Raw genomic sequence first — 823 nt, 5'->3', positions numbered from 1 at the left:
GGCAAGACTCAGCAGATCCTCGGGGCGATGACGCACCGGGCGATGGCCTGGGCCCGCCAGAACATCACCTACGCCGCGCAGACGCGCACCATGGCGCGCTCCCGGTGGGAAGACGAGTTCCTGGCCACCATCGAAGAGAGCAGGCTGGCCAAGCGTTTCCGGGCCCGCAAGGGCAACGGCAATGAGGCCATCATCTGCCTGAAGACCCGCTCGCGGATCGGGATCACGGCCAACACCGAGGAGGCCGGCCACGGCCCGTCGCTGGACATGGGCATCATCGCCGAGGCCTTCGCCCACCAGGACGACCGCCTGGAGCAAGCCTTTTCCCCCGCGATGCTGACCCGGCCGCGCGCTCAAGTGTGGTGGGCGAGCGCGGGCGGCACCGAGAAGTCTGTCTGGCTGAACAAGAAGCGGGCCGCGGGCCGGGAACTGGTGGAGCAGATCTACGCCACCGGAGAGTTCCCCGCGGTGGCCTACTTCGAGTGGTACGCGCCCAAGTACCTCTCCCGCCTGGACCCGGAGACGTGGCGGATGTGCCTGCCCGCCCTCGGCCACACCGTCACCGAAGAGATCATCCGGGACGAGCTGGAGAAGATGGAAGACGCGGAGTTCGACCGCGCGTACCTGAACAGGACGCGCAAGGCGACGCCGCCGCCGGACCCGAACGTGCCGCGCGAGGCCTGGCCCAAGCTGACCGACAAGCTCTCCCAGGCCTCGGCCGACATCGCCCTGGCGGTGGACGTCAGCCCCTTGCGCAACTGGGCCTCCATCGGCCTGGCCTCCCCGCGCCCCGATGGGCGGATGCACCTGGAGCTGGTCGACC

At 69.4% G+C, this 823-nt stretch carries 1 protein-coding gene; it reads left to right on the top strand.

Features of this window, described 5'->3' with window-relative positions; translation table 11 throughout:
* Positions 1–27: 27 nt before the first annotated feature.
* Positions 28–823: hypothetical protein (locus ABD841_RS40550; protein WP_344982405.1), on the top strand; the 796-nt coding region annotated here is incomplete at its 3' end.

It is taken from the genome of Streptosporangium fragile (genome assembly GCF_039534445.1).
Taxonomy (GTDB): Bacteria; Actinomycetota; Actinomycetes; order Streptosporangiales; family Streptosporangiaceae; genus Streptosporangium; species Streptosporangium fragile.
The sequence above is the reverse complement of the archived record's forward strand: the minus strand, read 5'-3'. Positions and strand labels throughout refer to the sequence as shown.